Genomic DNA, 24,008 nt, shown 5'->3' on the forward strand with positions numbered 1-24,008 from the left:
ACCGCGGCCTTGATCGCGGCGCCGCCGAGGTCATGCGCTGCGAGGGAAGAGAAGTCGCCCTGGAACGCGCCCATGGGGGTGCGGGCAGCGCCGACGATGACGATGGATTCGGACATGGAGGTCTCCTTGTGGGATGAGGGGATGGATCGCCAGGGAAATCAGGGGGTCGGCGCGGGCCGGCCGGCGATGCCATCGGACGGCAACGCATCGACCGAGGCCTCGGTGCGCGGGCGCGGCACGATGGTCGTCGACTCGCCCGGCTTGCTCCACTTGTAGCGGATGCGTTGCACCGCGGCCTTGTAGATGGCGTCGAGCGGCTTGCTGCCGTCCATCGACATCTGAAGGTCTTGCAACAGGCCGTCGTGCACGCCGAAGCTCCAGCCGTGAATGCGCACCTTCTGGCCGCGGCTCCAGGCGTCGACCATGACCGTGCTGACAGCCACGTTGACCACCTGCTCGGCGACGTTGAGTTCGACCAGCGCGTCGGCGCGCACTTCCTCGGGCAGCGACTCGAGCATGGCGATGTGGCGGTCGCGTACGTCCTGAATGTGGCGGATCCAGTTGTCGGCCAGGCCGACGCGGATGCCGTCGAGCGCCGCCTTCACGCCGCCGCAGCCGTAGTGGCCCACGACCATGATGTGCTCGACCTTGAGCATGTCGACCGCGAACTGGATGGCCGACAGCGCGTTGAGGTCGGAGTGCACCACGATGTTGGCGACGTTGCGGTGCACGAACACCTCGCCCGGGTCCAGGCCGGTGATCTGGTTGGCCGGCACGCGGCTGTCGGAGCAGCCGATCCACATGTACTTGGGCGTCTGCTGCTTCACCAGGCTGGTGAAGAAGCCCGGGCGGTCGCGCTCCATCTGGGCCGACCAGGCACGGTTGTGGGCAAACAGGTCTTCGATCGATTCGTCAGGCATGGTCGTTCTCGGCTTCGTTAGGTGCGCTCAGTGCGCACGGGTCTTTTTCGGGGCGCGGGGCGCCTTCGTGGTCTTGAGGGCACGCGCCAGGGTGGCGCGCGCCTGCTTTTCCTGGGCCTGCACTTCGGCGAGGTTGGCCTGCAGTTCGGCCATCTGCGCTTCGAGCTGCCCGCGATGGACGCCCAGGACGTCGAGAAACTTCTGCAACTGTGCCGCGGTATCGCGCGGGCTGTCGTAGATGTCGAGGATATCCTTTGCCTCGTCCAGGCTCAGCCCCAGGCGCTTGGCACGCAGGGTGAGCGCCAGCCGCGTGCGGTCGCGCGCGCTGTACACCCGCTGCAGGCCGCCCGCGCCCGAGCGTTCGGGCGCCAGCAGGCCCTTGTCCTCGTAGAAGCGGATCGCCCGGGTGGTGAGCTCGAATTCCCGGGCGAGTTCGCTGATGGAATAGGTCGATGGCATGGGCACGAAAAAACGATGCTCCTGGTGCGTTCACCCCTTGCGGGCCGATGGTTTTCGAGGGCCGTTGCGGGCGCGACAGCGGGTTTGGCCTGCGCTGCCTACAATGAAGGCCCCTCCTGTGACGTTGACGTCAACGTCAACCTCCGATCCTACATGAACCTCCTCGAACGCGAACTGAATTACCCGCTGGGCGACCAGTTGCCGGCGCCCGGCGAGACGATCGAGGTGGCGCCCGGCGTGCGCTGGATCCGCATGTCGCTGCCCTTCGCGCTCGACCACATCAACCTCTGGCTGCTGCGCGACCGCATCGATGGCGTCGAGGGCTGGACGGTGGTCGACTGCTGCATCGACCGCGGCGAGGCGCGCGAGCAGTGGGAGCGGGTCTTCGAGACGCAACTGCAGGGCCTGCCCATCCTGCGGGTGATCGTGACGCACATGCACCCCGACCACATCGGCCTGGCCCACTGGCTGTGCGCGCACTGGAAGGCGCCGCTGTGGATGAGCGCCACCGACTTCTACGTAGCGCGCAACATGACCAGCGCCGGCGGCATGGACAACGCCGCGGGTGGCGATTCGGCGGCGCGCTTCTACGCGTCGCACGGGCTGGTCGACCCGGAGGCGGTCGCGAAGATTCGCGAGCGCTCCAACTACTACCGCCACATGGTGCCCGCGCTGCCGAGCCAGTACGTGCGCCTGATGGAAGGCACCACGGTGCACATCGGCGGGCGCCCTTGGCGCTGCATCAGCGGCTACGGCCATGCGCCGGAGCACATTGCCCTGTACTGCGAAGAACTCAACGTGCTGCTGGGCGGCGACATGATGCTGCCGCGCATTTCGACCAATGTGAGCGTGCATGCCGACGAGCCCGAAGCCGACTCGCTGCGGCTCTTCCTCGCCAGCATCGCGCGCTTCCGCGAACTGCCGGCCGACGTGCTGGCGCTGCCCTCGCACGGCAAGCCCTTCACCGGCGTGCACCGTCGCATCGAGCAACTGGAAGAGCACCACCGCGACCGCCTGGCCGAACTGCTGGCCGGCTGCCGCGAGCGGCCGCTGTCGGCCGCCGAGGGCGTGCCGATCATGTTCAAGCGTGCGCTCGATCTGCACCAGCTGACCTTCGCGATGGGCGAGACCGTCGCCCACCTGCACCTGCTGTGGCACACCGGCCAGCTGCGGCGCACGCGCGGCGACGACGGCATCTACCGCTTCGCCATCCGATGAGCGAGACGATGCTGGCGCGCCTGCGCAGCGGAGCGCTCGCGGGCACGCAGCGGCTCGACCTGCGAGACGCCGGGCTCACCGAGTTCCCGCGCGAGATCTACGCGCTGGCCGACACGCTCGAGGTCCTCGACCTGTCGCGCAATGCGCTCGACGCGCTGCCGGACGACCTGCCCCGGCTGCACCGCCTGCGCGTCGTCTTCTGTTCCGACAACCGCTTCGCCGAACTGCCCGCCGTGCTGGGCGGCTGCCTGCAGCTCGAGATGGTCGGCTTCAAGGCCAACCGCATCCGCACCGTGCCGGGCGACGCTCTGCCGCCGCGGCTGCGCTGGCTGATCCTCACCGACAACGCGATCGAATCGCTGCCCGCCGCGCTCGGCCAGCGCCCGCGCCTGCAGAAGCTGATGCTCGCGGGCAACCGTCTGCGCGCGCTGCCCGACACCCTGGCTACCGGTGGCACGTCGCTCGAACTGCTGCGCATCGCCGCCAACCGCTTCACGGCCCTGCCCGACTGGCTGGGCGCGCTGCCGCGGCTGGCCTGGCTGGCGCACGGCGGCAACCCGTTGACGGCTGTGCAGGAAGCGCAGGCGCTGGCGGGCCATGCGCTGCCCGAGATCGACTGGTCGCGCCTCGACACCGGCGCCGTGCTGGGCGAAGGCGCGTCGGGCGTGATCCAGCGCGCCGCGTTGCAGCAGCCGGATGGCACGCGGCAGCCGGTCGCGGTCAAGCTGTTCAAGGGCGCCATGACCAGCGACGGCTCGCCGTCGAGTGAGATGGCGGCCGGCATCGCCGCGGGCCTGCACCGCGGGCTGATCGGCGCGCAGGGCCGCGTCGTCGGCCACCCCGAGGGCGCGCAGGGGCTGGTCATGCCGCTGATCGATCTAGCCTTCCACGTGCTGGCGGGCCCGCCCAGCCTGGACTCGTGCACACGCGATGTGTACGCGCCCGACACGCGCTTCACGCCCGAGGCGACGCTCGCGCTGGCCGCGGGCATGGCCTCGGCCGCCGCGCATCTGCACGCGCACGGCCTGATGCATGGCGACCTGTACGCGCACAACATCCTGCACGACAGCGCCGGTGTCGCGCTGCTCGGCGACTTCGGCGCGGCGTCGTTCCATCCGGCAGAACAGGCGGAGGCGCTCGAACGCATCGAGGTGCGCGCCTTCGGCTGCCTGATCGAGGAATTGGGGGCGCGTTGCGACACGGCCGACCCGGCACTGCGGGCCTTGCAGGCACGGTGCGTGGAACCGACGGTCGCGTCGCGCCCCGGCTTCGCCGAGATCAGCGCGCAGCTCGACGCGCTGCGCTGACGCGGTCCGCATGGGTCGTCCAGCGCGTGGCGCCTTGGTGACGGCGGCCGCTGGCAGCGGCCACTAAGCTGCCTCTCCCCGCGCCACTGCGCCTGCGTGGTGGCACGCACAACCAGGAGACACAACGCATGGACACCACCCACCTCTTCTCGCTCAAGGGCCGCACCGCACTCATCACCGGCGGCTCGCGCGGCATCGGCCGCATGATCGCCGAGGGCTTTCTGGCGCAAGGCGCGAAGGTCTACATCTCGGCACGCAAGGCGGCCGCCTGCGACGAGACCGCCAAGGAACTCTCGGCCTTCGGCCCCTGCGTCTCGCTGCCGGCCGACGTATCGACGCTGGAAGGCGCGCACGCCCTGGTCGCGGCCTACGCCGAACACGAGGACTCGCTCGACATCCTGGTCAACAACGCCGGTGCCGCCTGGGGCGCGCCCTACGACGAGTTTCCCGAGAGCGGCTGGGACAAGGTGGTCGACCTCAACATGAAGGCGCCCTTCTTCCTCACGCAGGCGCTGACGCCGATGCTCCGCAAGGCGGCCACCGACCACCTGGCGAAGGTGATCCACATCGCGTCGATCGACGGGCTGTCGGTGAACCCGTGGGAGACGTACTCGTACGCAGCCAGCAAGGCCGGGCTGATCCACCTCACCCGCCGCATGGCGCTGCGCCTGGCGCCCGACCGCATCGCCGTGAGCGCCATCGCCCCGGGCGCCTTCGCGTCGGACATGAACAAGGAAGCGCGTGACCACGGTGACGAGGTCAAGGGCCGCATCCCGGCCGGCCGCATCGGCACGCCGGAAGACATGGCGGGCGCGGCGATCTTCCTGGCCTCGCGCGCCGGCGACTACGTGATGGGCTCGACGCTGGTGGTCGACGGCGGAGCCGCCTACGGGCGCTGAGCCTTCGCCTGAACGGCGTTGTCGGTGATGGCGCGGCCGACGCGCTCGACCGTGCCGCACGCCCGAAAAACGTGACAAAAGTCACAACAACGACATGGCCGGTGCCTAGGCTTGGTCGGGTCCGACGGCGCTGGCGGGGTCCTCCCTGAAGCCGGCTCGGCGGGCTTTCACCACACGGGCCCCCACGCCCGCACCCGACACAGAAAGCGAGCCTTCAGATGCACTTCGCCCTTTCCTCCCTCTGCGCCGCCGGCGCGCTGATCGTTGCCGGCGCGCTGGCCGGCTGCGGCGGCGGCAATGCCGCCGGCACCGGCGCGGCCGCCCAGAAAACCGACACTGCCACCGCCGCCAAGATCGAAGCGCCGGCGGCCGACTCGTCCGCCGCCGCGCCCGCCGACGTGCGCTACGCCCCGTGAACGCCGGAGAGAAGCACCCCATGACCACGACCAATTCGCGCCGCAACTTCATCAAGGGCACCGCCACCACCGGCATCGCCGCAGCAACACTCGCCGCCTTTCCCCCGAGCATCCGGCGTGCCCTGGCCATCCCCGCGCACCACGACACCGGCACCATCAAGGACGTCAAGCACGTCGTGCTGCTGATGCAGGAGAACCGCTCCTTCGACAGCTACTTCGGCACCTTCAAGGGCGTGCGCGGCTATGGCGACCGCTTCGCGGTGCCCACGCCGAACGGCAAGAACGTCTTCCATCAGACCTACACCAAGACGACGCCGCCCAGCACCTACGTGCCCTACCACCTGGACGGAAGCCAGGGCAACGCGCAGCGCGCCGGCAGCACGCCGCACAGCTGGGCCGACTCGCAGGCGGCCTGGGACCATGGCCGCATGTTCAAGTGGCCGGATGCGAAGAACCTGCTGTCGATGGGCTACTACGACACCGCCGAAGTGCCGTTCCAGCGCGCGCTGGCCGATGCCTTCACGCTGTGCGACCACTACCACTGCGGCATGCACACCGGCACCATCGCCAACCGGCTTTTCTACTGGAGCGGCACCAACGGCCCCAACGGCGCGAGCCCGGTCGACGGCAGCAAGGTGCAGGTCGCCGCCCTGAACAACCAGTTCAATGCCGGCAACGACATCGGCCCGTCGACCCAGGGCTGGACCTGGACCACCTATGCCGACCGGCTGGAGAAGGCCGGCGTGAAGTGGAAGGTCTACCAGAGCCTGGTCGACAACTTCGGCTGCAACGAGATGATGAGCTTTCGCCACTGGCGCGCGGCCGTCGAGCAGATGCCCGCGTCGCGCCGCCCGGTCTACGTGCCCGCGACCGACATCACCCAGCCAGTGACCGCGGCCGGCCCGTTCTACGACGCGAGCGTGGACGACGCGTTGAGCCCGCTGGCCAAGGGCTTCGGCAACACGATGCCCTATGGCTTCCTGGAGACCTTCCGCGAGGACATCCGCAACGGCACCCTGCCGGCGGTGTCGTGGATCATTTCCCCGTCAGCCTACAGCGAGCACCCCGGCCCCTCGAGCCCGGCCAAGGGCGGCTGGTATGTGCAGGAAGTGCTGGACGCGCTGACCGCCAACCCCGAGGTCTGGAGCAAGACGGTGCTGCTCATCAACTTCGACGAGAACGACGGCTTCTTCGACCACCTGCCCACGCCCTCCGCGCCCTCGCGCAACCCCGACGGCACGCTGGCGGGCGGCACCACCATGGCGGCCGCCGACGTCGCGGTCGAGTACCACGACTACGCGCCCGCCACGGCCAGCCAGCCGGCGGTGGACGGCCGCCCCTACGGCCCCGGCCCGCGCGTGCCGATGTGGATCGTCTCGCCCTGGAGCCGCGGCGGTTGGGTCAACTCGCAGGTCTGCGACCACACCTCCACCCTGCTCTTCCTGGAGAAGTGCTTCGGCGTGCAAGAGCCGCAGATCAGCGCGTACCGCCGCGCCGTCTGCGGCGACCTCACCAGCGCCTTCAACTTCGAACGCCCCAACGACGAGCCGCTGCCCACGCTGGCCGGTCGCACCACCAAGGCCGGGGCCGACGCGCTCACCGCCGCCCAGCAGGCCCTGCCCAAGCTGACGCCGCAGCCCGACCTCGCACTGCCAGCCCAGGCGTCCGGCGTGCGTCCGTCGCGGGCCTTGCCCTACGAACTGCACACCAGTGCGCGCACCGACGTGCAGAACGGCCGCGTGCAGCTGCTGTTCGCCAACAGCGGGCGGGCGGCGGCTGTGTTCCACGTGTACGACAAGCGGCATCTGTCCGACCGACTGCCGCGCCGTTTCATGGTCGAGCCCGGCAAGCAGCTCGGTGACCACTGGGCGGCGATGACGGACGACGCGGGCCTCTACGACCTGTGGGTGCTCGGCCCGAACGGCTTTCACCGCGAGTTCAAGGGCGATCTGAACCGGCTGCGCGCCGGCGGTGCGCCCTCGCCCGAAATCCGCGTCGGCTATGACACGCGCCGCGGTGACCTCTACCTGCAGCTGCGCAACGAGGGCCGTCGCGATTGCCGCTTCACGGTGCAGTCGAACGCCGCCTACGCGCCACCGGTCGTGCGCGGCGGCCGCGGCCACGGGAAGGACGATGACTGGAAGGACAACCGCGGAAGCGACGAGCGTGGCAAAGGCGACGACCGCGGCCACCACGGCGGGCCGGGCCACGGCCGCGACCGGTCGTGGAGCTTCAACGTCAAGGGCGGTGCCGATGCGGAGATGGGCTGGAGCCTCGACGGCAGCGGCAACTGGTACGACTTCGTCGTGACCTGCGATGCCGATGCGGCCTACTACCGCCGCTTCGCCGGCCGGGTCGAGACCGGCCGGCACTCGGTCAGCGATCCGGCCATGGGTCTGCCTGACCGCTTCTAGGCACCCGCCCGCGACTCGGAACGCATGAAGGAACCGTCGCGAGCGCGGCCGGTTCCTTCACACATGCTCAGTGGTTGTCCCGCGGCACCCCGAAGGTCGCATGGATCTTCTGGTACTTGACCGCGGGCTTGAGCACCATGCCCTCGGACAACTCGTCGACCACGCCACGCTGGATCTCCTGCCACGGCGTCTGGCTCGGCGGGTACGGGTAGCCGCCGGCAGCGTCGAGCTTCGCGCGGCGCTTGGCCAGTTCCTCGTCGGACACCAGCATGTTCGCCGTGCGCTTCTTCAGGTCGATGCGCACGCGGTCGCCGGTGCGCAGCAGCGCCAGCGCACCACCGGTCGCGGCTTCGGGCGAAGCATTCAGGATCGACGGCGAGCCGGAGGTGCCCGACTGCCGGCCGTCGCCGATGCACGGCAGCGCGGTGATGCCCTTCTTCAGCAGGTAGCTCGGTGCGCGCATGTTCACCACCTCGGCGGCGCCGGGGTAGCCGACCGGCCCCACGCCGCGCATGAAGAGCACGCTGCGTTCGTCGATCTTCATCTTCGGATCGTCGATGCGCGCGTGGTAGTCCTCCGGCCCGTCGAACACCACGGCCGTTCCCTCGAAGGCCATCGGGTCGTTCGCATCGTTGAGGTAACGCTCCTGGAACTCCGGCGTGATCACGCTCGTCTTCATGATGGCCGAGTCGAACAGGTTGCCCTTGAAGTTCAGGAAGCCGGCGTTCTTCTTCATCGGCTTGGCGTACGGGAAGATCACCTTCCGGTCTTCGGTGAAGCGGCCTTCGCAGTTCTCGACGATCGTCTTGCCGTTGGCCGTGAGCGCCGGCTGGATCAGCCCCTTGGCGATCAGCTCGGCCACCACCGCCGGCACGCCGCCTGCGCGGTAGTAGTCCTCGCCGAGGTATTCGCCCGCCGGCTGCATGTTCACCAGCAGCGGAATCTTGTAGCCGTACTTTTCCCAGTCGGCCGTGTGCAGCTCGACGCCGATGTGGCGCGCGATGGCGTTGAGGTGGATCGGCGCATTGGTCGAGCCGCCGATGGCCGAGTTCACGATGATCGCGTTCTCGAAGGCGGCGCGGGTCATGATGTCCGAGGGCTTCAGGTTCTCGCGCACCATCTCGACGATGCGCTTGCCCGTCATGTAGGCCATCTCCTGGCGATCTCGATAGGGCGCGGGAATCGCGGCACTGCCGGGCAGCGTCATGCCGAGCGCTTCGGTCAGCGAGTTCATCGTCGACGCGGTGCCCATGGTGTTGCAGTGGCCGGTCGACGGGGCCGAGGACGCAACGAGCTTCAGGAAGCCCTTGTCGTCGATCTCGCCGGCGGCGAGCAACTCGCGCGCCTTCCACACGATGGTGCCCGAGCCGGTGCGCTCGCCCTTGTACCAGCCGTTGAGCATGGGGCCCGAGTTGAGCGCGATGGCCGGGATGTCGACCGTGGCGGCCGCCATCAGCTGCGCCGGCGTGGTCTTGTCGCAGCCGGTGGTGAGCACCACACCGTCGATCGGGTAGCCGTAGAGGATCTCGACCAGCGACAGGTACTGCAGGTTGCGGTCGAGCGCGGCGGTCGGGCGCTTGCAGGTCTCCTGGATCGGATGGATCGGGAACTCGAAGGCGATGCCACCCGCGTCGCGAATGCCTTCCTTCACGCGTTCGGCCAGCACGAGGTGGTGGCGATTGCACGGCGCGATGTCCGAGCCAGTCTGCGCGATGCCGATGATCGGGCGGCCCGACTGCAGCTCGTCGAAGCCGAGGCCGTAGTTCATCGTGCGCTCGAGGTAGAGCGCCGTCATGTCGGTGTTGGCCGGGTTGTCGAACCAGGCCTGCGAGCGCAGTTTCAGTGCGCCCGCGGGCTTCTTGGGTTGGCTGCGGGGCGTGGGGCTTTTCTTTTTCACAGGGACAGTCCCTTCAGGGTTTGATCGGCGTTCGGCTGCGCCTTGCAGTCGTCGATGTAGAGCCGAATGATGTCGGCGAAGTTGTCATGCGGGTGCAGGCCGAGTTGGCCGGCGCGCACCGCGGTCGCGCCGCTCGGCCAGTTGGCCACGATGCCGGCGATGCGCTCATCGCGCTCGAAGCGCACCAGCGCCCGCACCTTGGGGCCGGCCACTTCTTCCAGCGCGTCGAGCATGTCGGCCACGCGCACGTTCAGGCCCGGCAGGTTGAGGGCGGTGCGGCCGACGAAGGCCTCGCGCGTGGCTTCGTAGACGGCGATCAGGCCCTCGACCGTGCGGGTTGGTGACGCCATCGGGTGCGACACCTCGGGCGACACCGGGCAGATCGATTCCACACCCGCCAGTGGCTCGCGGATGATGCCGCTGAAGAAGGACGAGGCGGCGCCGTTGGGCTTGCCGGGGCGCACGGTCACCGTCATCAGGCGTGCCGCACGGCCGTCGAGATAGCCCTTGCGCGTGTAGTCGGCGATGAGGTGTTCGCAGATCAGCTTCTGCGTGCCGTACGAGGTCTGCGGCGTGGGCAGCGTGTCGTCGGCCACCAGCTTCGGGAAGGGCACGGCCGGGTCGGGGCCGAACACCGCGACCGAGCTCGAGAAGACGAAGCGCGTCGCCTTGCCGCCGGCGTTCACGTTGGCGCGCAACGCGTCGAGCAGGGCGCGCGTGCTGTCGAGGTTCGAGCGCAGTCCGAGGTCGAAGTCGGCCTCGCATTCGCCCGACACCGCCGAGGCCAGGTGGAACACGCCATCGAAGGCTTCGGTCTTCAAGGCGTCGGTCTGCGTGAGCAGCGGGCCGGTACGGGCCTCGACGCGCTTGTCGGCGACGAGGTCGGCCGGTGGCGGCGCGATGTCGGTCAGCACCACGCGCTCGATGCGCCGGCCGTCAAGGGTGCCGCGGGCCAGCAGCGTGCGCGCGAGCCGCGCGCCGAGAAAGCCGCCGCCGCCGGTGATAAGTAGTTTCATGGGTCAGTCTCCTTTGAGGTTTTCCGTTTGCGGCGTCCCGAGATGACGCCGCCTTCGACCAGCCGCTGCTCGCCACGCAGGATGTGGTGCGTGGCGCAGCGGCGGGCTTCGTCAGGGTCGCGCGCGGCGATCGCCTCGACGATGGCGCGGTGCTCGTGCTGCACCGCCTCCATGAAGTCGAGGCGCCGCGCTTCGTTGCCGCGCGTGATGCGCATGCCTTCGCGCAGGTACTGCTCGAGAAAGCCGAGCAGCAATCGGAATTGCGGGTTGCCGCTCGACTCGCCGATGACGCGGTGGAAGGCCAGGTCTTCGGCCACGCCGTCCTGACCGGCCGCGACCGCGGCGTCGATGGCCTTGAGCGCACGCCGCAGCGCGGCGATCTGGGCGCGCGTGGCGCGCTCGGCCGCGAGCGCGGCGATCTCGCCTTCGAGCACGCGGCGCACTTCGACCACATGCACCACGGCCTGCACCGAGTCGAGCACCGTGGGGTCGAAGGCCAGCGGCTGGTGGGTCGGCGTCTGCGCCACGAACACGCCCGAGCCCTGACGCGACACCAGCAGCGCACGCGAGCGCAGCTGGTGCACGGCCTCGCGCACCACCGTGCGCGACACGCCATGCGCGACGGCGAGCTGCTGTTCGGTGGGCAGGCGGTCGCCTGGCCGCAGCGCACCGGATTCGATCTGGTCGCCCAGGCGCTGCGCGAGGCGATCGGACAGGCGATCCGCCATGAGGCGGAGCGGTTCGGCGGAAGGACGGACAGAAGAGCGGTTGGCCTGCACGGCAGCGGAATTTTGGCGCACGGTTATCGGGTGATCATACAAATCACCGGGGGTTTTCTCCTACCGGTTTGCCCTGATACCGGTTGCATGAGAGCGGCAGATACTGCGCAGGCTGCTGCGACGCGGACGTCTCCGCGTCGCCTTCCCTCGCGAACCCACAGGATTGCATCGCATGGCCAGTGTCACGATTCAGGCGGTCAAGAAGAGCTTCGGCGACGTCCCCATCCTTCACGGCGTCGACATCGACATCCCCGACGGTTCGTTCACGGTGCTGGTCGGCCCGTCGGGCTGCGGCAAGTCGACGCTGCTGCGGATGATCGCGGGGCTCGAGGAAATCCACGGCGGCGAGATCCGCATCGGTGAGAAGCGGGTGAACGACCTGCCGCCGAAGGAGCGCGACATCGCGATGGTGTTCCAGAACTACGCGCTTTACCCGCACATGACGGTGCGCGACAACATGGCCTTCTCGCTGACGCTGGCCAAGGCCGACAAGGCGACCATCACGAGCAAGGTGCAGCGCGCGGCCGAGATCCTCGCGCTCACGCCGCTGCTCGACCGCTACCCGCGCCAGCTCTCCGGCGGCCAGCGCCAGCGCGTGGCGATGGGCCGCGCCATCGTGCGCGACCCGCAGGTCTTTCTCTTCGACGAGCCACTGTCCAACCTCGACGCCAAGCTGCGCGTGGCGATGCGCAGCGAGATCAAGGAGCTGCACCAGCGGCTGAAGACCACGTCGATCTACGTCACGCACGACCAGATCGAAGCGATGACCATGGGCGACAAGATCGTGGTGATGCGCGACGGCCGCATCGAACAGACCGGCACACCGCTGGATCTGTACGACCACCCGGCCAACCAGTTCGTCGCCGGCTTCATCGGTTCGCCGGCGATGAACTTCCTGCCGGGCACGCTGCGCCGCAGCGGCGGCGGGGCGCGCGTTGAATTGAAGGACGGCACGCAGCTCGACGCGCCGCTGCACGCGGGCGGCGCCGACGGGCAGCCGGTGGTCTACGGCACGCGGCCCGAGCACCTTGCACTGGCTTCGGGCGGCGGCATCCCGGCGCGCGTGGCGGTGATGGAGCCCACCGGCATGGACACCTTCGTCGCGTGCCGGCACGAGGGCACCGAGCTGTCGGCCGTGTTCCGCGAGCGCCACGACTTCGCGCCGGGCAGCACCATCCACCTGCAGCCCGACCTGCAGCGCGCCCACCTCTTCGACGCGGCCAGCGGTCAGAGATTGGCGGTCTGATTTTCCCTTTCGGTTCGTTCAACAAGACAGGAGACATCGAATGAGTGATTTCAATCGCCGCAAGTTTCTCGAAGGCTCGGCCGGCGTCGCTGCAGCCGCTTCGGTAGGCGCCGGCACCGCTCTCTTCACGCCCTTCGCCCACGCGCAGAACATGACGTTCAAGCCCGAGAAGGGCGCCAAGCTGCGCGTGCTGCGCTGGAGCCGCTTCGTGCAGGGCGACATCGACGCCTACATGGCCAACGTCAAGAAGTTCACCGAGGCCACCGGCGTCGAGGTGCGCGTGGACAACGAAGGCTGGGAAGACGTGCGCCCGAAGGCCGCGGTGGCAGCCAACACCGGCGCCGGGCCGGACATCATCCTCTCGACCAACGACGACGCGAACCTCTACCCCGACAAGCTGCTCGATGTGACCGATCTGGCTGAGTACCTGGGCAAGAAGTACGGCGGCTGGTACCCGGCCGGCGAGACCTTCATGCGCCCCGACGGCAAGAAGTGGCTGGGCCTGCCGCTGGGCGCCTCGGGCTCGCTCATCGTCTACCGCGAGAGCATGGTGAAGGCGGCCGGCTTCGCGACCTTCCCGAAGACCACCGACGACTTCCTCAAGCTCTACAAGGCACTGAAGGAAAAAGGCACGCCGGGCGGCATGGCGCTGGGCAACGCGACCGGCGACAGCACCTGGTGCAACTGGCTGGTCTGGTCGCACGGCGGCAAGCTGGTCGACAAGAGCAACAAGGTCGTGATCGACAGCCCCGAGACGCTGAAGGCGCTGGAGTACGCCAAGGAGCTGTATGCCAACTTCATCCCGGGCACCCTGTCGTGGCTGGACCCGAACAACAACAAGGCCTTCCTCGACGGACAGATCAGCGTCACGAACAACGGCATCTCGATCTACTACGCCGCGAAGAACTCGCCGGACCCCAAGGTCAAGGAGATGGCGGCGGACATCAACCATGCGGTGTTCCCGATCGGGCCGGTGGGCGTGCCGACCGAGTCGCATCTGTTCTTCAACCAGATGATCATGAAGTACACGAAGTTTCCGCAGGCCTCGAAGGAATTCCTGCGCTTCATGATGGAGAAGGAGCAGTTCGACCCCTGGCTGCAAGGTGGTGGCGGCTACGTGGCGCAACCGCTGCGCTTCTACGAGAACAGCGCGATCTGGAGTTCGGACCCGAAGAACCTGCCGTACCGCGACTCGGTGAAGAACCTGCGCCCGGGCGGCTACGACGGCAAGCTGGGCTATGCCTCGGCCGGCGCGGCGGCGGACTTCATCATTCCGAACATGGTGGCCGAAGCGGCGAGCGGCGCCAAGACGCCGAAGGAAGCGGCCGAGCGCGCCCAGAAGCGCGCCGAGCGCTATTACAAGCTCTGAGCGTCCCCGCCCGCCCGGTGCTGCGGTGCCGGGCGGCAGCCCTCGTCCTTCGACCACATCCCGCCCCATGACACTCCTGGCCCGATTCCAGAACAGTCGCAACGCGCTCGGCGCCATGTTCATGCTGCCAGCGGCGCTGCTGCTGCTGGTGTTCCTGACGTACCCGCTCGGGCTGGGCACCTGGCTCGGCTTCACCGACGCCAAGGTCGGCCGGCCGGGGCAGTGGATCGGCCTCGAGAACTACGAATACCTGTGGGGCGATGCGGTCACGCGGCTCGCGTTGTTCAACACGCTGTTCTATACCTTCGTGGCGAGCGTGTTCAAGTTCCTGCTTGGGCTTTATCTCGCGATCCTGCTGAACAAGAACCTCCGCTTCAAGACCTTCTTCCGGGCGGTGATCCTGCTGCCCTACATCGTGCCCACCGCGCTTTCGGCCATCGCCTTCTGGTGGATCTACGACTCGCAGTTCTCCATCGTCAGCTGGGCGCTGGTGAAGATGGGGCTGATCGACCACTACATCGACTTCCTCGGCGACCCCTGGAACGCGCGCATCTCGGTGATCATCGCCAACGTCTGGCGCGGCGTGCCCTTCGTGGCAATCACGCTGCTGGCCGGTCTGCAGACGATTTCGCCTTCGTACTACGAAGCGTCCGCCATCGACGGCGCGACGCCTTGGCAGCAGTTCCGCCATGTGACGATGCCGCTGCTCACGCCCATCATCGCGGTGGTCATGACCTTCTCGGTGCTGTTCACCTTCACCGATTTCCAGCTGATCTACGTGATCACCCGCGGCGGGCCGCTGAACGCGACGCACCTGATGGCCACCCTCTCGTTCCAACGCGCCATCTCCGGCGGTGCCCTGGGTGAAGGTGCGGCGATCGCGATTGCGATGGTGCCCTTCCTGCTGGCCTGCGTGATGTTCAGTTTCTTCGGCCTGCAGCGCCGTGCATGGCAACAAGGTGGGAGCGACAAATGAGCAACTCGAGCCAAGTCGACGCGGTCGGCATGAGCTACCTGGACTCGATCCCGCGCAAAGCGGTGACGGTCTACCTCCCGCTCGTCGTGTTCCTGATCGTGCTGCTGTTCCCGTTCTATTGGATGGCCGTGACCTCGGTGAAGCCCGAGGCCGAACTGTTGGCGCGCGACGGCAACCCATTCTGGGTGATCAAGCCCACGCTGCAGCACTTCTACAAGCTGCTGTTCGAAACGGCCTACCCGCAATGGCTGTGGAACACGGTGCTGGTGTCGGTGGTGTCGACCTTCGTGTCGCTCGCGGCTTCGGTGTTCGCGGCCTACGCCATCGAGCGGCTGCGCTTCAAAGGCTCCAAGCAGGTGGGCCTCTCGATCTTCCTGGCGTACATGGTGCCGCCGTCGATCCTGTTCATCCCGCTGGCCAACGTGGTGTTCAACCTCGGCCTGTTCGACACGCGCTGGGCGTTGATCCTCACCTACCCGACCTTCCTCATCCCCTTCTGCACCTGGCTGCTGATGGGCTACTTCCGCTCCATCCCGGCGGAGCTGGAAGAGTGCGCGCTGATCGACGGTGCGAGCCGCTGGCAGATCCTGGTGAAGATCGTGCTGCCGCTGGCGGTGCCCGGCCTCATCTCGGCCGGCATCTTCGCCTTCACGCTGTCGTGGAACGAGTTCATCTACGCGCTGACCTTCATCTCGTCGTCGGAAGTGAAGACGGTGCCGGTCGGCGTGGTGACCGAGCTGGTGCAGGGCGACGTCTACCAGTGGGGGCCGCTGATGGCCGGCGCACTGCTCGGCTCGCTGCCGGTGGCCTTCATCTACTCGTTCTTCGTCGAGTACTACGTGTCGGGGATGACGGGGTCGGTCAAGGAGTGACGACCTCCCGCGCCGCCTGCTGCGCGCGCATCACCTGATGGCGGTGCCAGTATTGGCTGACCACCGCCTTGAATGTGGCTTCGTCCTTCCCGAGGCCGCGCAGTTTGATCTTGGTGGTGCGTGAACCCAGCACGCCCTTGTCGAAGTGGGTCACCACCAGCGTGTTGCCGAAACTGCTGTTGCTGAAGCTCAGGCCCTTGACCTCGTCCCAACCGATGTGCTGGCCGCCGTCGGCGGTGGCGTGCATGCCCTGATAGCTCACCTCGATGCGCGCGTCGTTCTTGAGCGTGAACGCGACCTGCGGGAAATGGCGCAGCACGATGGCGCGCTCCTCGTCGTTCCCGGGTTCGTAGCGGTAGGCCAGGCTGCGTTCGTGCGATTCCGAGAACTGCTGCTCGTAGCGGGCCCAGAGTCGCTGCTCGATCTCGTGCGCCGTCGGCATGTCGTCGACCCATGACGCCTCCGGCACGGTGGTGACGATGGCGCCATAGTCCTGCTCGCCCACCGTGTGCCCCACGTTCCGCATGCGCTCGAGCAGCGGGGGGTGGCTGTCGTACGGATGCGGCACGTCGGCCGTCTGCATGGTGGCGATGAACGCGTCGGACCGCGCGTAGGGCTGCAGGCCTTCGGCCACGTAGCCGGCGATGCCGAGCGAGGCGCCATGCTGGCGATCTTGCGCGAAGAGCCGATGTTCCACGTCGTTGCGGTAGCTTGCATACGCCGATATCTTGATGAGCGACTGCACGATCGCGCGCGGTGCGGTCAGGCCCGCCGCCACCCGGTCGGCGGTGTACTCGCGCTCCCGGCTGTCGCGTGACAGCGCGAAGGAGAAGATCATGCGGTAGAGCCGCAGCACGTAATGCGCAACGATCGTCAGGCCGCCGCCGCGCATTTCCCAGGTGTACTGGTCGAACTGCTGCAGCTTCGGTCCGAGCATGGCGCTGCTCTTCGTGTCGCCACCGCCCAAATGCGCGAGTTCGTGCGCCAGCACGGCATCGGCCTCCTGCGTGTCGAGCACCCGCAACAGCGGAATGCTGATGAAGAGCGTGCGGCCCTGAACCGCCCGGCCCTGCACCACGCAAGGCGCTTCGGTCACGAAGAAGTTGGTATCGATGCCGGCGACCACCTGGTCAGGCGGCGCCGTCTCGACCTGTGCGGCCAGCGTGCGGATGCGCTGCCAGAGCCGTGGTGCGGCCTCGGGCGTCAGCAGGTCTCCCTCGATCTCGTTGACGCTGGCCGTTTTCTTGAACAAGGTGTAGATCGCGAAGAACACGGCGGCCGCCGCCGCGACGCCGGCGATGCCCACCAGCTTGATGTAGTAACGCTCCCAGAAGTAGGCGGTGAGCCAGAACGACAGCCAGACCACCATCGCGCTCTGCAGCACCACCTCGACGGCACTGCCGACCGTGATCACCCGCCAGCCGGCGACGAAGCTTGCGTAACGGAGGCCCCGGTTGACGAAGGCCAGTGCGCCCAGGGCGAGCGCGGTCAGCAGCAGTGCGACACCGAGCAACAGCGTTGCCCGGGCAGCGCGCTCTGCCCAATGGAACTGCCAATGCATCGAATAGGTTTCGCAGACCTGGTCGTGGAATGCCTGCTCGTCCGGCCCCGACGCGCTGCAGGCCGCCGAGAGCGGATGCGCACGGTAGAACCCGATCAACTCGCGCTTCTCGTCGGGAGAACGGCGGGCGTCGGCGGCAACCCGCTGCTCGACCCGCTCGAGGAAGGCCGCGTCCTGCGTGCGCAACGCGTAATCGGTGAAGAAGAGCGTGGCCGCGGGAATGACGAACAGCCATGCCACGGTCAGCAGGAAGACCTTCACAAGGTCGGCCCGAACAGTCGATTCAGCTGTCATTCAGCACTCCGTCTGGTCGTTGTTGTGACCAGATGTTGCCAGAACTCGATGGCGGTGTGCGCCGGCGACCGATGGGCGCGACGGCTTGAGCGCGATGGCGCCGCCTACCAGCGCGGGACGGGCTCGTCCTTGAGTTGCTGCCGCAGCGCGCCGTAGTCCGGCACCACGCTCTCGACCGTCTCCCAGAAGCGCGGGCTGTGGTCCATCACGCGCAGGTGCGCGAGCTCGTGGACCACCACGTAGTCGATCACCGGCATGCGGTAGTGCACCAGCCGCCAGTTCAGTCGGATGGCGCCGTCGGCGCTGGCGCTGCCCCAGCGAGTGGCGGCGTTCGACAGCGACATCTTGGTCCAGCGCACGCCCAGCTGCGGCGCGTACAGCGTCAGCCGTTCCTGGAAGATGCGCTTGGCCTGGCGCATGAGCCAGGCCTGCGCGGCATCGCGGATCTGCGCGGGCGCTGCGTTGTTCGCCACCGCAAGGTGCAGTTCACGCACACCGCCCTCGCCCGGCTCGGCGTCGAGCATGGCGCCGACACCTTCGAAGGCGTGGCGCGGGTCGAGCCGCAGCACCACCGGTTCGCCGAGGAAGGGCAGGCGCGCGCCGTCCTTCCATTCGATGCGCGCGGATTCGAGCCGCTCGTGCCGCTGCTGCGCCTCGTCCAGCTTGCGCACGATCCAGTCGGCCTTCTCCTGCAGGGCGGCGTCGACATCGCGCAGCGCGACCCAGCGCGGTGCCCGCACCGACAGGCCTTCGGCACCGACCACGAAGCCGATGGTGCGACGCTTGCCGCGCGCGAACTCGTAGGCGACCTGCGCATGGCCCAGCACCGCCTCGCGCGTGGCGCGCGGGTGCACGAAGCGCTGGAGGCGTAGCGTGTCAGACAGCGGCACGGCAGGCAGCGACGGGCCCTGGGGCTCGATGGCTTTCGGTGCCGCGGGCGGCTCGGCGCGCAGTTCGTCGAACAGGTCCAGGGTGAACTGCATCAGGCTGCGCATCGCACGCACTCGTTCAGCGGTAGGCCTCGGGGTCGAGCCGGCGCATCTCGGCTTCGATCCACGCCTCGACCTCGCGCATCAGTTCGTCGGGCTTGCGGCCGACGCTGGAGATCGCGGGGCCGATCGACACATCGACGATGCCGGGCCGCTTGACGAAGGCCTTCCGCGGCCAGACCTTGGCCGAGGTGACGGCGATCGGGATCACCGGGGCGCCGGTCTCGACCGCGAGCCGCGTGCCGCCGCTCTTGTAGGTGCCCTGCTGGCCGCGCGGAATGCGCGTGCCTTCGGGGAACATGATGATCCAGATGCCCTGCGCCAGCAGCGCACGACCCTGCTTCACCACCTTGTTGAAGGCCTGCGCGCGCTGGCTGCGGTCGATGTGGATCATGTCCAGCCGCGCCATCGCCCAGCCGAAGAAGGGCACGTAGATCAGTTCCTTCTTGAACACGTAGGCCAGCGGATGCGGCATCAGCGTGGGCATGAGGAAGGTCTCGAGCGTGGACTGGTGCTTGACCAGCAGCACGGCGCCCGCGCGCTGTTCCTGCGGCAGGTTCTCCATGCCGGTGACGCGCGTGCGGATGCCGAGGATGACCCGCGCCCCGCCGATGGCCCAGCCGAGCCAGCGCTCGGCCATCCAGTACAGCGGTTCGCCGCGGCGCCAGATCGACGCCACGCACATGATGATGCCCCACGGAATCACGGTGACCAGCATCCACAGCATATGGAGCACCGAACGCACGAAGGCCATCAGACCGCCACCTGCAATGCGGCCTTCTGTGCTTCTCGCGCGAGCAGGAAGTCGACGAAGGCCGAGAGGTCTTCGTGCACCTGCGTGTGGGCCGGGTAGTCGGACGGCAGCGGATCGACGTTGCGGCAGGCCGCGCCCATGCCGGTCAACAGCAGGTGCGGCTCGCAGCCGGCCGCCGCGCCGGCCTGCAGGTCGCGCAGGCTGTCGCCGGCGGTCGGCACGTTGGCCAGGTCGATGCCGTAGCGCTCGCCGATCTGCAGGAACAGGCCGGGCTGCGGCTTGCGGCAGCCGCAGTCCTCGTCGGGGCTGTGCGGGCAGTAGAAGATCGCATCGACCCGGCCGCCGACCGCCGCCAGCATCTTGTGCATCTTCGCGTGCATGGCGTTGAGCGAGGCCACGTCGAACAGCCCGCGGCCGAGGCCCGACTGGTTCGACGCGATCACCACATGCCAACCCGCATGGTTGAGTTTGGCGATGGCTTCGAGGGCCTGCGGCAGCGGCGTCCACTCGACTTCGCTCTTGACGAAATCGTCGCGGTGCAGGTTGATGCTGCCGTTGCGGTCGAGGATGACGAGTTTCATGGGGGAGAGGCTTTCGCTTCGAGCGCACGACGGTCGATCCACGCCGTGAGATGCGAGTAGGTGGCGGCGTCGAGCATGGCGGCGCGCTCACGTAACGTGGCAACGGAGATGAGCGATCGCTGGATCAGTTCCCGCACGAACAGTGCGTCTTTTTCGCGTGCAGCCACGCACTTGGACAGCGCAAGGTCATGCAGATCGGGACAGATGACCGTCAGCTCGCCGACGTAGTGAAGGCTGGCCCGCTGCATCCAGTCGTCAGGCATCACAGCAGTCTCGGGGCCCACACCATCGGCGTGATAGCCGAAGGTGGTGTCGAAACTTGACAGCGCACCGATCGCGCCATCGATCAGGTCGGACTTTTCCGGATGAAGTGCGGGATAGAGGTCCAGTTCGCGAGAGACCAGCAAGGCGTCGGGCGCATGCGGCATCAGGAACAGCAACGCCTGACTACCCACGACCACGAACGACTGTTCCTGCGCAATGGCTGCCGCCGCCCGGAGCACATGCTCCGCTTCGCTACGCTGCATCGCCGCCCCGTCGCGCTGCACGCAGCATCTCGCCGCGCTCGACCGGCGTGATCAACACACCCACTGGCGAGACGCTTCGCAAGACCGCCGCGTGATCGTCGGTGCCGCAGGTGCCGAGCTCGATGGCATCGATACCGGCGTCGAGCATTGCCTGCCATTCGTCCCAGTAGGGATCCGACCGCGTGGCACCGGCATTGCTCCGCCAGCGGGAGAGCGTGCGAACGAGTTCAGCCAGGCGGGGCGGCTCGGCGCGCAAACGCGCCACCGCCAGGCGGTGCGCCTGCAGCAGGAAGTCGTCGATCTGCTGTTGCCGGTTCATGCGCGGATTATCGAATGCAGTGCGTCAGGCCGCCAGCCGCTCCAGCAGCGCCACGCGGTTCATCGCCGCGTGCAGCCGCTTGAGCAGGCCGAGGCGGTTGAGCCGCAGGTCGGGTTGCTCGGCGTTCACCATGACGTCGTCGAAGAAGGCGTCGACCGGCGCGCGCAAGGCGGCCAGCGTCTGCAGCGACGCGGTGTAGTCGCCGGCGTCGAACTGGGCGTCGGCCGCGGGCACGATTCGCTCCATGGCCTCGTGCAGCAATTTCTCGGCAGGCTCCTGCAGCAGCAGCGGGCTGACGTGGGCGTCGGCCTCCGGGGATTTCTTCAGGATGTTGCCGATGCGTTTGTTCGCGGCGGCCAAGGCCGGCGCCTCGGGCAGCGCAGCGAAGGTGCGGACGGCGGCCAGCAGCTTGGGCACATCGCCCAGGCGCTGCGGCTGCGGGGCCAGCACGGCATCGACTTCCTGCGCGCTGGCGCCCTGCTCGCGCAGGCTGCCGGCGAGGCGGTCGAGGATGAAGTTCTCCAGTTCGACCACGGCGCGAACGTGATCGAAGCCGTCGATCGACCCGAAGTGGGTTGCTGCTTTCGTCAACAGCGCCTTCAGGTCCAGCGGCAGGTCTCTCTCGATCAGCATGCGCACGACACCCAGCGCATGCCGACGCAGCGCGAAGGGGTCGCGATCGCCGGTGGGCAGGTTGCCGATGCCGAACATGCCGACCAGCGTCTCCAGCTTGTCGGCAAGCGCCACCACCACCCCGACCTCGCCGCGCGGCAGCGTGTCGCCGGCGAAGCGTGGCTTGTAGTGGTCTTCGATGGCATCGGCCACGTCGGCGGCCAGGCCGTCGTGCAGCGCGTAGTAGCGGCCCATGGTGCCCTGCAGTTCGGGGAACTCGCCGACCATGTCGGTCACCAGGTCGGCCTTGGCGAGCTGCGCGGCCTGGGTCGCCTGCGCGGCGAGCGTGCCGTCGCCCAGTTGTTCGGCAATGGCACGCGCGATGCGCATGACGCGCGTCACGCGTTCGCCCTGCGTGCCCAGCTTGTTGTGATAGACCACCTTGCCGAGCGATTCGACGCGCGAGGCGAGCGACTTCTTGCGGTCCTGGTCGAAGAAGAACTTGGCGTCGGCCAGGCGCGGGCGCACCACGCGCTCGTTGCCCTGGATCACCGCGCTCGCGTCGTCGGGCGTGATGTTGCTGACGACCAGGAACTGGTTTGTGAGCTTGTCGGCCGCGTCGAGCAGCGGGAAGTACTTTTGGTTGGCCTTCATCGTGAGGATGAGGCATTCCTGCGGCACATCGAGGAACTCGCGCTCGAAGCTGCAGACCAGCACATTGGGCCGTTCGACCAGCGCGGTGACTTCGTCGAGCAGCGCGGCGTCGTCGATGGGCTTCGCGCCGCCGCCGACCTTCGCGGCGGCCTGCGCCAGCTGGCGGGCGATCTCGGTGCGACGGGCTTCGAAGCCGGCGATGACGGCGCCTTCCTCTTCCAGCTGCAGCGCGTAGCTGCTGGCGTCGCGCAGCACCACCGGGTCGACCTTGGCCTCGAAGCGGTGGCCGTGCGTCTCGCGGCCGGCCGTGAGGCCCAGCGCCTCGACCGGCACCACGTCGCCGCCGTGCAGCGCGACCAGGCCGTGTGCCGGGCGCACGAAGCTCACGCTGGTCCAGCCCGGCAGCGCGCCGTTCTCGAGCTGATAGCTCATGACCTTTGGGATCGGCAGCTTGGCGATGGCTTCGGCCAGCGCTTTCTGCAGGCCCTCGGCCAGCGTCGCGCCCTTGGCGGTGCTCTCGTAGAACAGCGCCTCGGCCTTGCCGTCGAGCGCGCGCTTGAGCGTGGCCACGGCCGACGCGTCGGCGCCCAGTGCACCCAGCCGCTTGAGCAGCGCCGGCGTGGCATTGCCCGCGGCGTCGAGGCCGACCGTGACCGGCATCAGCTTCTGCGAGACGGCCCTGTCGACGGCCTGCGCCACCACGTTGGTGAGATGCGCGCCCAGGCGGCGCGGCGAGGCATAGGACGTGAGCACCGAGTCGGCATCGGCCAAGCCGAGCGCGGCGAGCTGGTCGCGCAGCACGCCGGCGAAGGCGTCGCCCAGCTTCTTCAGCGCCTTGGGCGGGAGCTCCTCGACGAACAGTTCGACGAGCAGGTTCTTGGAATTCGTGGTCATGGGGTCAGGCCGCCTTCTTCGTGATGGGCGCCATCTGCGCCACCCACTCGCGCGGGGCCATCGGGAAACCGAGCCGTTCACGGCTCTCGTAGTAGCTCTGCGCCACGGCGCGCGCGAGGTTGCGGATGCGGCCGATGTACGCCGCGCGCTCCGTCACGCTGATGGCGCCGCGCGCGTCCAGCAGGTTGAAGCTGTGCGCGGCCTTGAGCACCTGCTCGTAGGCCGGCAGCGCCAGCTGTTCGGTCATCAGGTGCTTGGCCTGCTTCTCGTGCGCATTGAAGGCGGTGAAGAGGAAATCGGCGTCGGAATGCTCGAAGTTGTAGGTCGACTGTTCGACCTCGTTCTGCTTGTAGACATCGCCATAGCTCAGCCCATCCGTCCACGTCAGGTTGTAGACGTTGTCCACGCCCTGCAGGTACATGGCCAGCCGCTCCAGGCCGTAGGTGATCTCGCCGGTGATCGGCTTGCAGTCGATGCCGCCGACCTGCTGGAAGTAGGTGAACTGCGTCACCTCCATGCCGTTGAGCCAGACCTCCCAGCCCAGGCCCCAGGCGCCGAGCGTGGGGTTTTCCCAATCGTCCTCGACGAAGCGGATGTCGTTCTTCTTCAGGTCGAAGCCCAGCGCCTGGAGCGAGCCGAGGTACAGCTCGAGGATGTTCGACGGCGCAGGCTTGAGCACCACCTGGTACTGGTAGTAGTGCTGCAGGCGGTTGGGGTTCTCGCCGTAGCGGCCGTCCTTGGGCCGGCGGCTGGGCTGCACGTAGGCGGCCTTCCACGGCTCAGGGCCGAGGGCGCGCAGGAAGGTGGCGGTGTGCGAGGTGCCGGCACCGACCTCCATGTCGTAGGGCTGGAGCAGCGCGCAGCCCTGGTCGGCCCAGTACGACTGCAACTTGAGGATGATTTGCTGGAAGGTCAACATGAGGCTGGCCGGTGCGGGCCGGACATTGAGGAGGCGGCGGGCCGGGGCCCGCGAAGGGACTGATTTTAGAGGCCGCCCGGCCCGCGGTTGGCGCCTCTCCCACACGCGGCCGGGCG

The 24,008-nt window shown here is 68.0% G+C and carries 23 protein-coding genes; 9 read left to right on the plus strand and 14 right to left on the minus strand.

Features of this window, described 5'->3' with window-relative positions; genetic code table 11:
- The 3 genes from ACSFBE_RS21545 to ACSFBE_RS21555 form a co-directional block, all read right to left on the minus strand.
- Positions 1–116: thiolase family protein (locus tag ACSFBE_RS21545; protein WP_435492569.1), on the minus strand; the 116-nt coding region annotated here is incomplete at its 3' end.
- 42 nt (positions 117–158) lie between these two features.
- Complete coding sequence (gene can, locus ACSFBE_RS21550; protein ID WP_435492447.1) at positions 159–920, minus strand: carbonate dehydratase; 762 nt, start codon at positions 918–920, stop codon at positions 159–161.
- A 27-nt stretch (positions 921–947) separates the two neighbouring features.
- A complete protein-coding gene (locus ACSFBE_RS21555) occupies positions 948–1,379 on the minus strand; it encodes a MerR family transcriptional regulator (RefSeq protein WP_435492448.1) in 432 nt (143 codons plus the stop codon).
- 153 nt (positions 1,380–1,532) lie between these two features.
- Here ACSFBE_RS21555 and ACSFBE_RS21560 point away from each other — a divergent pair, with 153 nt between their 5' ends.
- The 5 genes from ACSFBE_RS21560 (at position 1,533) to ACSFBE_RS21580 (ending at position 7,633) form a co-directional block, all read left to right on the plus strand.
- Positions 1,533–2,597, plus strand: coding sequence for an MBL fold metallo-hydrolase (locus ACSFBE_RS21560; RefSeq protein WP_435492449.1), 1,065 nt, complete (start codon positions 1,533–1,535; stop codon positions 2,595–2,597).
- On the plus strand, positions 2,594–3,904 hold the full coding sequence (locus tag ACSFBE_RS21565) for a leucine-rich repeat-containing protein kinase family protein (protein WP_435492450.1): 1,311 nt from the start codon (positions 2,594–2,596) through the stop codon (positions 3,902–3,904). Before ACSFBE_RS21560 ends, ACSFBE_RS21565 begins: the two co-directional genes overlap by 4 nt.
- Positions 3,905–4,032: 128 nt before the next feature.
- Positions 4,033–4,803 (plus strand): SDR family oxidoreductase, encoded by a 771-nt coding sequence (locus ACSFBE_RS21570; RefSeq protein WP_435492451.1) that lies wholly within the window; start codon positions 4,033–4,035, stop codon positions 4,801–4,803.
- Positions 4,804–5,021: 218 nt separating this feature from the next.
- Positions 5,022–5,219: a hypothetical protein gene (locus ACSFBE_RS21575; protein WP_435492452.1), complete on the plus strand. Its 198-nt coding sequence runs from the start codon at positions 5,022–5,024 to the stop codon at positions 5,217–5,219.
- A gap of 20 nt (positions 5,220–5,239) precedes the next feature.
- On the plus strand, positions 5,240–7,633 hold the full coding sequence (locus ACSFBE_RS21580) for a phosphocholine-specific phospholipase C (protein WP_435492453.1): 2,394 nt from the start codon (positions 5,240–5,242) through the stop codon (positions 7,631–7,633).
- A 67-nt stretch (positions 7,634–7,700) separates the two neighbouring features.
- On the opposite strand, the gene ACSFBE_RS21585 is transcribed toward ACSFBE_RS21580, so the two are convergent.
- From ACSFBE_RS21585 to ACSFBE_RS21595, 3 genes are read right to left on the minus strand one after another with little or no spacing between them, the layout of a single operon-like run.
- Entirely contained in the window at positions 7,701–9,530 is a 1,830-nt protein-coding gene (locus tag ACSFBE_RS21585; protein WP_435492454.1) for an IlvD/Edd family dehydratase, read from the minus strand.
- On the minus strand, positions 9,527–10,546 hold the full coding sequence (denD, locus tag ACSFBE_RS21590) for a D-erythronate dehydrogenase (protein ID WP_435492455.1): 1,020 nt from the start codon (positions 10,544–10,546) through the stop codon (positions 9,527–9,529). The genes ACSFBE_RS21585 and denD overlap by 4 nt, the downstream gene beginning before the upstream one ends.
- On the minus strand, positions 10,543–11,274 hold the full coding sequence (locus ACSFBE_RS21595) for a FadR/GntR family transcriptional regulator (protein ID WP_435492456.1): 732 nt from the start codon (positions 11,272–11,274) through the stop codon (positions 10,543–10,545). Before ACSFBE_RS21595 ends, denD begins: the two co-directional genes overlap by 4 nt.
- A gap of 223 nt (positions 11,275–11,497) precedes the next feature.
- On the opposite strand from ACSFBE_RS21595, the gene ACSFBE_RS21600 reads away from it, so the two are divergent.
- From ACSFBE_RS21600 to ACSFBE_RS21615, 4 genes are all read left to right on the plus strand, one after another.
- On the plus strand, positions 11,498–12,571 hold the full coding sequence (locus ACSFBE_RS21600; protein WP_435492457.1) for an ABC transporter ATP-binding protein: 1,074 nt from the start codon (positions 11,498–11,500) through the stop codon (positions 12,569–12,571).
- Between the two features lie 40 nt (positions 12,572–12,611).
- Positions 12,612–13,940, plus strand: coding sequence for an ABC transporter substrate-binding protein (locus tag ACSFBE_RS21605; protein WP_435492458.1), 1,329 nt, complete (start codon positions 12,612–12,614; stop codon positions 13,938–13,940).
- 67 nt (positions 13,941–14,007) lie between these two features.
- The gene (locus ACSFBE_RS21610) at positions 14,008–14,916 is read left to right on the plus strand and encodes a carbohydrate ABC transporter permease (RefSeq protein WP_435492459.1); all 909 of its coding nucleotides are present in this window, start codon (positions 14,008–14,010) and stop codon (positions 14,914–14,916) included.
- A complete protein-coding gene (locus ACSFBE_RS21615; protein WP_435492460.1) occupies positions 14,913–15,788 on the plus strand; it encodes a carbohydrate ABC transporter permease in 876 nt (291 codons plus the stop codon). The genes ACSFBE_RS21610 and ACSFBE_RS21615 overlap by 4 nt, the downstream gene beginning before the upstream one ends.
- On the opposite strand, the gene ACSFBE_RS21620 is transcribed toward ACSFBE_RS21615, so the two are convergent.
- The 8 genes from ACSFBE_RS21620 to glyQ all read right to left on the minus strand — a co-directional run bounded on the left by ACSFBE_RS21620 (position 15,778) and on the right by glyQ (position 23,892).
- Positions 15,778–17,643, minus strand: a complete 1,866-nt coding sequence (locus ACSFBE_RS21620) for a M48 family metallopeptidase (protein WP_435492461.1) — start codon at positions 17,641–17,643, stop codon at positions 15,778–15,780. The two genes, ACSFBE_RS21615 and ACSFBE_RS21620, sit on opposite strands and share 11 nt — an antisense overlap.
- A 104-nt stretch (positions 17,644–17,747) precedes the next feature.
- Positions 17,748–18,638 carry a M48 family metallopeptidase gene (locus ACSFBE_RS21625; protein WP_435492462.1) on the minus strand — a complete coding sequence of 297 codons (891 nt, stop codon included), beginning with the start codon at positions 18,636–18,638 and terminating at the stop codon, positions 17,748–17,750.
- A gap of 13 nt (positions 18,639–18,651) precedes the next feature.
- Positions 18,652–19,386, minus strand: a complete 735-nt coding sequence (locus ACSFBE_RS21630) for a lysophospholipid acyltransferase family protein (RefSeq protein WP_435492463.1) — start codon at positions 19,384–19,386, stop codon at positions 18,652–18,654.
- Positions 19,386–19,967 (minus strand): D-glycero-beta-D-manno-heptose 1,7-bisphosphate 7-phosphatase, encoded by a 582-nt coding sequence (gene gmhB, locus ACSFBE_RS21635; RefSeq protein ID WP_435492464.1) that lies wholly within the window; start codon positions 19,965–19,967, stop codon positions 19,386–19,388. Before gmhB ends, ACSFBE_RS21630 begins: the two co-directional genes overlap by 1 nt.
- A complete protein-coding gene (locus tag ACSFBE_RS21640; protein ID WP_435492465.1) occupies positions 19,964–20,494 on the minus strand; it encodes a DUF6036 family nucleotidyltransferase in 531 nt (176 codons plus the stop codon). The genes gmhB and ACSFBE_RS21640 overlap by 4 nt, the downstream gene beginning before the upstream one ends.
- Positions 20,484–20,813 carry a hypothetical protein gene (locus ACSFBE_RS21645; protein WP_435492466.1) on the minus strand — a complete coding sequence of 110 codons (330 nt, stop codon included), beginning with the start codon at positions 20,811–20,813 and terminating at the stop codon, positions 20,484–20,486. The genes ACSFBE_RS21640 and ACSFBE_RS21645 overlap by 11 nt, the downstream gene beginning before the upstream one ends.
- A 24-nt stretch (positions 20,814–20,837) precedes the next feature.
- The gene (glyS, locus tag ACSFBE_RS21650) at positions 20,838–22,973 is read right to left on the minus strand and encodes a glycine--tRNA ligase subunit beta (RefSeq protein WP_435492467.1); all 2,136 of its coding nucleotides are present in this window, start codon (positions 22,971–22,973) and stop codon (positions 20,838–20,840) included.
- 4 nt (positions 22,974–22,977) lie between these two features.
- Entirely contained in the window at positions 22,978–23,892 is a 915-nt protein-coding gene (gene glyQ, locus ACSFBE_RS21655) for a glycine--tRNA ligase subunit alpha (protein WP_435457036.1), read from the minus strand.
- Between the last annotated feature and the right edge of the window lie 116 nt (positions 23,893–24,008).

The organism is Variovorax sucrosi (genome assembly GCF_051216635.1).
Classification (GTDB): domain Bacteria; phylum Pseudomonadota; class Gammaproteobacteria; order Burkholderiales; family Burkholderiaceae_C; genus Variovorax.

Bases quoted from the DNA above. Each gene is read 5' to 3' on its own strand.
- ACSFBE_RS21645 (WP_435492466.1), bottom strand. From the start codon at position 20,813: ATGAACCGGCAACAGCAGATCGACGACTTCCTGCTGCAGGCGCACCGC.
- ACSFBE_RS21595 (WP_435492456.1), bottom strand. From the start codon at position 11,274: ATGGCGGATCGCCTGTCCGATCGCCTCGCGCAGCGCCTGGGCGACCAG.
- can (WP_435492447.1), bottom strand. From the start codon at position 920: ATGCCTGACGAATCGATCGAAGACCTGTTTGCCCACAACCGTGCCTGG.
- ACSFBE_RS21570 (WP_435492451.1), top strand. From the start codon at position 4,033: ATGGACACCACCCACCTCTTCTCGCTCAAGGGCCGCACCGCACTCATC.
- ACSFBE_RS21600 (WP_435492457.1), top strand. From the start codon at position 11,498: ATGGCCAGTGTCACGATTCAGGCGGTCAAGAAGAGCTTCGGCGACGTC.
- ACSFBE_RS21625 (WP_435492462.1), bottom strand. From the start codon at position 18,638: ATGCGCAGCCTGATGCAGTTCACCCTGGACCTGTTCGACGAACTGCGC.
- ACSFBE_RS21565 (WP_435492450.1), top strand. From the start codon at position 2,594: ATGAGCGAGACGATGCTGGCGCGCCTGCGCAGCGGAGCGCTCGCGGGC.
- glyS (WP_435492467.1), bottom strand. From the start codon at position 22,973: ATGACCACGAATTCCAAGAACCTGCTCGTCGAACTGTTCGTCGAGGAG.
- ACSFBE_RS21575 (WP_435492452.1), top strand. From the start codon at position 5,022: ATGCACTTCGCCCTTTCCTCCCTCTGCGCCGCCGGCGCGCTGATCGTT.
- ACSFBE_RS21640 (WP_435492465.1), bottom strand. From the start codon at position 20,494: ATGCAGCGTAGCGAAGCGGAGCATGTGCTCCGGGCGGCGGCAGCCATT.
- glyQ (WP_435457036.1), bottom strand. From the start codon at position 23,892: ATGTTGACCTTCCAGCAAATCATCCTCAAGTTGCAGTCGTACTGGGCC.
- ACSFBE_RS21580 (WP_435492453.1), top strand. From the start codon at position 5,240: ATGACCACGACCAATTCGCGCCGCAACTTCATCAAGGGCACCGCCACC.
- gmhB (WP_435492464.1), bottom strand. From the start codon at position 19,967: ATGAAACTCGTCATCCTCGACCGCAACGGCAGCATCAACCTGCACCGC.
- ACSFBE_RS21560 (WP_435492449.1), top strand. From the start codon at position 1,533: ATGAACCTCCTCGAACGCGAACTGAATTACCCGCTGGGCGACCAGTTG.
- ACSFBE_RS21630 (WP_435492463.1), bottom strand. From the start codon at position 19,386: ATGGCCTTCGTGCGTTCGGTGCTCCATATGCTGTGGATGCTGGTCACC.
- ACSFBE_RS21615 (WP_435492460.1), top strand. From the start codon at position 14,913: ATGAGCAACTCGAGCCAAGTCGACGCGGTCGGCATGAGCTACCTGGAC.
- ACSFBE_RS21620 (WP_435492461.1), bottom strand. From the start codon at position 17,643: ATGACAGCTGAATCGACTGTTCGGGCCGACCTTGTGAAGGTCTTCCTG.
- denD (WP_435492455.1), bottom strand. From the start codon at position 10,546: ATGAAACTACTTATCACCGGCGGCGGCGGCTTTCTCGGCGCGCGGCTC.
- ACSFBE_RS21605 (WP_435492458.1), top strand. From the start codon at position 12,612: ATGAGTGATTTCAATCGCCGCAAGTTTCTCGAAGGCTCGGCCGGCGTC.
- ACSFBE_RS21610 (WP_435492459.1), top strand. From the start codon at position 14,008: ATGACACTCCTGGCCCGATTCCAGAACAGTCGCAACGCGCTCGGCGCC.
- ACSFBE_RS21555 (WP_435492448.1), bottom strand. From the start codon at position 1,379: ATGCCATCGACCTATTCCATCAGCGAACTCGCCCGGGAATTCGAGCTC.